This window comes from Rhodoglobus galactosidasius, assembly GCF_054957775.1.
The window spans coordinates 1-7,052 of sequence record NZ_JBQIAV010000018.1; the positions used below are offsets into that span (position 1 = coordinate 1).

General features: G+C 57.6%; 6 protein-coding genes and 2 pseudogenes. 4 read left to right on the forward strand and 4 right to left on the reverse strand.

Translation table 11 applies throughout. From position 1 onward, the window contains the following. The first annotated feature begins 579 nt into the window (after positions 1–579). Together ACTJJW_RS14650 and ACTJJW_RS14655 are read left to right on the forward strand one after the other, a co-directional pair. Positions 580–1,374 carry a sensor histidine kinase gene (locus ACTJJW_RS14650; RefSeq protein WP_462645888.1) on the forward strand — a complete coding sequence of 265 codons (795 nt, stop codon included), beginning with the start codon at positions 580–582 and terminating at the stop codon, positions 1,372–1,374. Further along, positions 1,367–2,017, forward strand: a complete 651-nt coding sequence (locus tag ACTJJW_RS14655; RefSeq protein WP_462645890.1) for a response regulator transcription factor — start codon at positions 1,367–1,369, stop codon at positions 2,015–2,017. Before ACTJJW_RS14650 ends, ACTJJW_RS14655 begins: the two co-directional genes overlap by 8 nt. Positions 2,018–2,472: 455 nt before the next feature. On the opposite strand, the pseudogene ACTJJW_RS14660 reads toward ACTJJW_RS14655, so the two are convergent. The 3 genes and pseudogenes from ACTJJW_RS14660 to ACTJJW_RS14670 form a co-directional block, all read right to left on the reverse strand. Continuing rightward, positions 2,473–2,955, reverse strand: a pseudogene (locus ACTJJW_RS14660) (HpcH/HpaI aldolase/citrate lyase family protein); the annotation flags it as partial. 121 nt (positions 2,956–3,076) lie between these two features. After that, entirely contained in the window at positions 3,077–3,781 is a 705-nt protein-coding gene (locus ACTJJW_RS14665) for a Fic/DOC family protein (RefSeq protein ID WP_462645892.1), read from the reverse strand. Further along, positions 3,747–3,920, reverse strand: a complete 174-nt coding sequence (locus ACTJJW_RS14670; RefSeq protein ID WP_462645894.1) for an antitoxin VbhA family protein — start codon at positions 3,918–3,920, stop codon at positions 3,747–3,749. Before ACTJJW_RS14670 ends, ACTJJW_RS14665 begins: the two co-directional genes overlap by 35 nt. A gap of 57 nt (positions 3,921–3,977) precedes the next feature. Between ACTJJW_RS14670 and ACTJJW_RS14675 the strand changes: the two are divergent. Both ACTJJW_RS14675 and ACTJJW_RS14680 read left to right on the forward strand, forming a co-directional pair. Further along, positions 3,978–4,199 (forward strand): annotated as a pseudogene (locus tag ACTJJW_RS14675) (globin domain-containing protein); the annotation flags it as partial. A gap of 253 nt (positions 4,200–4,452) precedes the next feature. Next, complete coding sequence (locus ACTJJW_RS14680) at positions 4,453–6,039, forward strand: exonuclease domain-containing protein (RefSeq protein WP_462645896.1); 1,587 nt, start codon at positions 4,453–4,455, stop codon at positions 6,037–6,039. A gap of 176 nt (positions 6,040–6,215) precedes the next feature. Here the strand turns inward: ACTJJW_RS14680 and ACTJJW_RS14685 are convergent, their stop codons facing one another. Next, on the reverse strand, positions 6,216–6,620 hold the full coding sequence (locus tag ACTJJW_RS14685) for a hypothetical protein (protein WP_462645898.1): 405 nt from the start codon (positions 6,618–6,620) through the stop codon (positions 6,216–6,218). Positions 6,621–7,052: the final 432 nt, after the last annotated feature.

A 7,052-nucleotide genomic window follows, 5' to 3' on the forward strand; every position in this document is an offset into this window, starting at 1 on the left:
CCATCGTGTGGTGTCCTTCGTGTGAGTAGCTTTAGTCGGTTCTCACTGACCATCACACGGTGGCTCCTCACGTCGCCGTAGCGACGCTCAGCAGCCGGAAATTACACCACTCCCAGGGACGTGACCGCGCGCAGCGCGCCCACTCCGCTATCGTTCGCTATAAGGCGGTGTACCAACGCCGTTTCTGCGTCGAGACCTTGGCGCGGTCGGGGTGCGGGAAGCGCACGCGTTCAGAACTAGGTGGATCCTTGCCTTCAAGAAAATTGATAGGCCCAGCGACTATCTCTGAGATGCGGTCGGCAGAAATTGTGGGCTTGCACGTTGAACATCTGTTCGCGCCTATCCTTGAAGCGGTACGTGAGGAACTAGTCGCAAGGGGCAGCAAGCTCGTTGACGACAGCCAACTAGATCTGGTCTTCGCACAACATGCTCGTGCAATTTTGGCGGAATCAATGTCGGCAATCTCCGACGACACGCATGATTTCCCTTCGCCGTCCGTCAATTACGACGAGCAGCAGGGTTCTCCACCAAACAGGAGAACTTCGGGCTCAGCAGGGTCTCCATCCCGCAGAGAGCCTGATGGCCGCTGAGATTCTGTTTGATCGCGCCTTGCCCGCGCTCGCTTCCTACTCCGAGGGTCGAAGTGGGACGGCCACTACAACTGTTTCGGTAGCACGCGCGTTGCATCATGCAATCTGGCGGCGGTTTCCACCCGGCGCCATCGCCTATGCCGAGACACTCCGGCAGCGACTCTTCGCCGCTGACTTTGAAGTTCGGAGGAGAGTCTCTCGAGAGCTTCATGATCGAGTAGCACATGCCATCTCCACGGGGTTGAACAGGATCGACCTGAGTCGCTTTTGCACTGCAACCGAGGCTGAATCTCATCTCGATGTGGCTCGGCAAGTCCTTTCCGAAGCTCTTCGTGATGTTCAGGACATCGCCGTGGAATTGCGTCAACTTGTCGGCGATCGTCCCCTTGCCGAGGTGATCAGTGACTATGCTGCGGACATTTCGGACATCTCCCCAATAATCAAGTTGAAGACTTCTGGTGTTGCGGTGAACCTACCTTCCTCGGTCGGTGAGGAGGCGTTTACAGTCGTACGTGAAGCGCTCCGAAATGCTCGGACTCATGCGCACCACTCGAGCGAGATCCGGGTCTCCATAGCCTGGGAAGCAAAACGCGCCACCATAGTTATCGAAGACAACGGACCCGGGTTCAGTTTCGATGAGATCCCACCGGAATCCATCGGGCTGCAAGATATGCACGAGCGAGCCGAATCGATCGGGGGTCAACTCTTAGTTGATTCCGATCCGCTGAAAGGTACCAGCGTACGACTAATCGTCCCTACCCTCGGCAGTACGCCCAGTGGCTAAGGAATTCGCGCGAGTCGTGATTGTGGATGACCATGACCTCTTTCGTGAGGGACTCGTAGTGCTCCTTAGCCGCTCCCCCCAAATCCAAGTCGTCGCCGAAGCCCGCACAAGCGAGGAAGCACTGAGGCTGACGATCCTTCATCGTCCAGATGTGCTTCTTCTAGATGTTGAATTGCATGGTGACCCCGCCCGCATCACGATCAGGCGAGTTCGTCGCTCCGCACCAGATACCGCGATCATTGTCCTCACGATGTACCGCGATTCGGTCCTTCAGAGAGACCTCCTAATTGCTGGAGCGAGTTCCTACCTAACTAAGAGCATTCCAAGCGCGGACCTTATTCGGGCGATCTGCGACCATACTGTGCGCGACGAACATCAGACGACTCCGGTGGAGTCCCTCGCCGACGATTGCGAAGTTTCCGGAATTCTCTCCATCCGTGAGTCTCAGGTTCTGCGACTCATTGCTCAGGCGCATTCGAACAGGTCAATTGCCGATCAGCTTTCCATCACAGAGGGTACGGTTAAACGACACGCTGGCAGCGTTTACCGCAAGCTTGGTGCACATTCTCGTATGGAAGCAGTCTCAAACGCGACTCGTCTCGGCTTACTTCAGAACGGGACTGTGGCACCTTTAGACTCATGATTATCTTTCGCAGAGCCGAATCGGTCGAAGAGATGTAGATATCTGGGGTGATCTCGTTAGCGCTAACTGGACGTTGTGACGCCAAGGGCAGACCCGGAGCGAGGCGGTAGAGTTGCACAAAGCGCAGGTAAGAGGACCCGCCTCCTTGAGCACGAGAATAAGGTCCTCCGGCGGGCTGCAGCATATTAATCGCAGGCAAACTTGCAGGGACAGATTCTACCCGCTCGTGAAGGAGTTCACCGAATGCGGGACCCGTGTCGCGGTGACGTGCCGGGTTATCAATCTTGCTCGCCAGCCTTACTGCGGGTGGCTGCTCGACCCGATCGCCGGCAGTCAGGCGGTCGAGGCGTATCACGCAAACGCGCTGTTCGATGCCCATAAGGATGATACGGAGTTCAGCCGCCGGTGCCTCGCGGACGAGGCCCGCGGCGTTGCTGAGTCGATGGCTGATCGGGTCAGCCCTCACGCAACCCCGCCCGCGCCACAACGCACTCCGCATGACGCAGGATGGGGCCATCGACCATGCGCCCCTCGAAACTGAAGACTCCGTGCTGGCCATCCGCTGCGGCGAGAAGTGCCCGTGCTGACGCAATCTCCTCGACCGTCGGCGCATAGCTTTCGCGCACAATGGCCACTTGAGAGGGATGAATGCAGGCCGTAGCCGTGAACCCGAGCGCGGCAGCATCCCGAGCCTCAGCACCGAGACCCTCAAGGTCTGCGATCTCAAGATGCACCGCATCAATCACAGCCTTCGAATAAGCACCAGCCGCCAACAACACCGACGACCGAGCATGCAACGCGACACCACGGTACGGGCCATCGTCAACGCGCGACGACGTTCCGCCGAGTGAGGCAACCAAATCTTCGGCACCCCACATGAGGGCAACGACGAAATCCAATGCCGCAATACTCGTGGCCGCGAGCACACCCCGCGCCTCTCTCACCGCGTTGGCGAGCTTCCTCTCGCTCCTGCAGAAGAACGTGCTCAACCGGAAAGTGTGGGACACACGGCAGGATTTCCGCCTTGCGACCGTCGCGAGGATCGCGGGTACCTAACCCTCAGAAGCCCCGGTCGGTATCCGAAGTGTTGATGGACAGGCGCCGGAGTTCCTGCGCCGACCAGAGCTCGCCTGGCTTCGTGGAAGCTGGTGCGACGATTTTTTCGAACATGTTAATCAAGGGCAGCAGATCTTCGTCGTCAGAGCCGGCCCGTGCTGCAAGATGATTCTCTTCGCCATGTACGGGGCGCCAATCTAGTTGCCAGCCGGCTTCGAGAGCGACCCGATTCCAGAACACTCGTTGCATTCGCCCGTTTCCCTCTCGAAACGGATGCACGTAATTGATCTTCTCGTAGTGAAAAGCCAACCGCTCCACGAAGGCCTCGCGCTCGAGTCCCTTTAAGTGTTCTTCATCAGCAAGGTCCTGGAAGCAATTTGCTACCGCTAGCTCGATGTGGCCAAAAGGCATGAAAAATTCGGCACCGGGAATGTCCTTTTTCACGTTGACTGTGCGCAGTTGGCCAGCCCACTCGTAGACGTCCTGAAAGAGCCGAAAGTGAATAGTTTTGAGTTCGGCAAGATCGTTCGTTGCCGGGACTGGATCATCCAGCAACTGTGTTGCACGTGCGAACGAGAGATCAGCTTCCGCGGCAGAAAGTTCAGTGCTCATTGTTGCGCCGACAAGATTGCGGAGGACCGTGGTCCCCGAAATCAAGTAGGGGTCTACGAAGTCAGTTGAGCCCATACCGAGCACGGACGCGATCAACCAACTCCTCAGAATCGATGTTGCCGACGATGTAGGAATCAGCGTCAGTGAGAGTGGCGTCTGACACGGTCAGGCCCTCGATCTCGCCGCTATGAATTGCGGCCTCAACGTACTGCGCACGCACTTCTGTGATGGTCATTCCATGCCCCTATTCCTAAACTTATTATACCCGACGAAGTCATTTAACGGTTGTGTGCAGTACTGGGTCGGCCTGAACACGTACAGCCAGGAACGCGGACACCCCCGCCTTCGCATGCGTCACATGCCCTTCAAGGTGAATCCGGATGCCCGTGACCGCTGGTTACACCACATGCGGGTAGCTCTCGATACTCTCGAATTGCCGCCGCTCTATGACGCCGAAATCTGGGCGTACCTCGACCGTGCTGCGCACGCCATGGTCAATACGTTAGAGGAGTAGGAATCCAAGAGAGTTCGGCAGCTTAGAAGCTTAATGCGAGGGTCAAGCGATGTTCAGTCGGCGGATACTCCGCGCTCCCTGCAGTGCAGCTCAACCAAGGGCACCAACGACGGCACCTCACCGACTTCCGGGTGCTGACAACCGCTCAACAAGGCCATAGAGTCGAGCACGTGACTAAGCCCAATGCGGACGCGGACGGACTAGCGCTGTCCTGTGCCACGCATATGGTTGAAACTCTCTCGAAGTAGGTTCCATGCTCGACTTCACTGCGATCGATTTTGAAACGGCTAATTCGTTTCGTGGCTCTCCCTGTTCGGTCGGGCTTGTAAGAGTCCGTGGTGGACGGGCGGTAGACACGAAGCACTGGCTGATTCGCCCACCCGAAGGCGCTGATCGGTTCGACTCCTGGAACACCGCGATCCACGGGATAACCGCGGAAATGGTAGCCGACGCCCCTCGTTGGAAGGAAACACTGCCGGAGATTGTCAGTTTCATCGGTGACGACGTGGTTGTGGCCCACAACGCAGCCTTCGACCTCGGAGTAATCCGCTACGCCTGCGAAGTGGACAGCATTGAGTGGCCCGAACTGCACTTTCTTTGCAGCCTCGTCATTGCACGCCGCACCTTGGCGCTCCCCACATACGGACTGCCATATGTGGCAGCGTCACTGGGCTTCGAGATGGAAGACCACCACAACGCTCTGTCGGATGCGAATGCTGTGGTCGAGATCGTCGAACGGCTCGCTACGCAACAGGAAGTTTCCGACATCTCTAGCCTCGCTGAGAGCGTGGGCGTTCGCGTTGGACGCATGGTCAACGGCAGCTACCGTGGCTGCGTCGCTGGTAGCGCTAGCGACCGTGGTTTCAGCCCCGTTGAAGTCAACGTCGACGCGGACCCGAGTGGCTACCTACACGGTCGCGTTGTAGTTTTCACAGGTGCCCTCATGTCGATGACGCGGGATTCAGCTCGGCAGGAGTGCGCCAAAGTCGGCGCGATCCCAGAGCAGAACACTACAAAACGGACCAACGTTCTTGTAGTCGGAGATATCAACCCCGCGGGGTTGCGCCCGGGATCGAACGTCACAAGCAAGGCGCGGAAGGCGTTCGAGTTGCAGGATAAGGGACAGAAAATCGAGGTGATGACGGAAGATGATTTCCTTCGCTGCCTCGACGGCAACCGGCTTGACGGAGCTGAAGTTATTCTCCACGAGAGTGAGCTCCAAAGCACGAACGGCGAGTCGTACACAACGCCATCCGGTCCGATCCGGGGTGGGAGCATTGGCACGGCTAAGCAGCAGGCACCGCAACAACCAAAGCCGATGCTGCCGCCGAAGCCTCTGCGTCGGACTCCAGTCTCTACCGATCAAATATGCTCGGTAGAGAGCTGTGGATCGGTGGCCGCATTCAAAACTCGAAAGAAGTCGACGTGGTGCGTAACCCACATCGAGGAAATTCAACGCGTTGGTGGACTTCGCCCTTTGGAACCCTTCACTCATCCCGACGATTGGCAGCTCACAGAGTGCCTAGCCTGTGCCGTTCAGACGCACTACCGATTCAACTACACACAAGAGAAAAACAGCTGGAACGAGCCGACCTGTCGCGCTTGTTACTGGCGCCAGTGGGCTGTCGAAGCAAGAGGGCATTGGTCCGACCTCACACCGACGTCCTTCGAGGACGCCGAGGAACACGTCAACGAACACGGATTCGACTATCTGGGACCGCTCACTGCACCTTCACTACGCGACGATCCGCACCTCACAAAGTGTCGTCGCTGCGGGAAAATCAGCGCCCAGAGGCTTGGAGATAGTGATTTCGGGTGTACTTGCCGACCTCGAACATAACCAATCAGCCTCGCAATCAGACACTCATCGAACGGCTGCCCGCTTAGCGTTTCTCATCACAGAGCGATGCTTCGGTGTTCCGCCCGTGACTACTGAAGGTTTGGTTGACTCGGTGACCTAACCTATGGTTTGGTCATAACTTTCACCTAAACGTCCAGCAGACCCCACGGTTCTGCCTACTCGTCTTCGATGAGACAGAGGAGCCCCACAACGTGCATAAGCGCAATGAGCGCGTTCGCCTTGGTGTATTGACGCCCACTGATGCTGTGAATTGTTCCATGCCTCGTGTACTGCGTCGGCACTTGCTCGCCCCGGCGTAGATCAAACTCGGTAAACGCGCCGTAGATGCTATGGAGGACTAACAATGCACGCGGGTAGTCAATATCCCGCCACGTAGGCAAACTGGCCTCGGATGAGCCCGGGGGTGTTGCGACCTTCACCTTGCCCTTCCCGTCGCGCGATTGCTTAGTGGCATCCTTGTAGGATGACCGCACGAACTTGTCCATGGCAGAGTCAAGCGCAATAGTCGCGAGAGCTTGACCAGCCCGCCAATGGCCTGCCTGCATGGCGAGTGCAGCCATTCGCGCGGACGTCCTCCACTCGCTCGTTTCAGCGGAACGGAGACGCCGAAGCTCGCGTAAACAGGCATTCAAAATTGCTGGCGATTCCCGAGCGATCACTCGCAGTCGGGAAGTGCTCTTCTTGCAGGCGAGGATTTCCTTCAGAACGGAGTTAGGCGGGACCCAGGCGAGCGGCAAACCCTCCTGAAGTTGTAATACCTCGAGCTCTTCGAGGCTAGGAAATTCGATCTCGGGAGAGTTCCAGTTCGGAGGCAATGAGGTCTGGAAAGCTTGCTCGGCTAGTTCCATGTGCTGCAACCACAGCTGGTCACGTCCCTGGGAGTGGTGTAATTTCCGGCTGCTGAGCGTCGCTACGGCGACGTGAGGAGCCACCGTGTGATGGTCAGTGAGAACCGACTAAAGCTACTCACACGAAGGACACCACACGATGGC

Bases quoted from the DNA above. Each gene is read 5' to 3' on its own strand.
- ACTJJW_RS14650 (WP_462645888.1), top strand. From the start codon at position 580: ATGGCCGCTGAGATTCTGTTTGATCGCGCCTTGCCCGCGCTCGCTTCC.
- ACTJJW_RS14670 (WP_462645894.1), bottom strand. From the start codon at position 3,920: ATGACCATCACAGAAGTGCGTGCGCAGTACGTTGAGGCCGCAATTCAT.
- ACTJJW_RS14680 (WP_462645896.1), top strand. From the start codon at position 4,453: ATGCTCGACTTCACTGCGATCGATTTTGAAACGGCTAATTCGTTTCGT.
- ACTJJW_RS14685 (WP_462645898.1), bottom strand. From the start codon at position 6,620: ATGGCTGCACTCGCCATGCAGGCAGGCCATTGGCGGGCTGGTCAAGCT.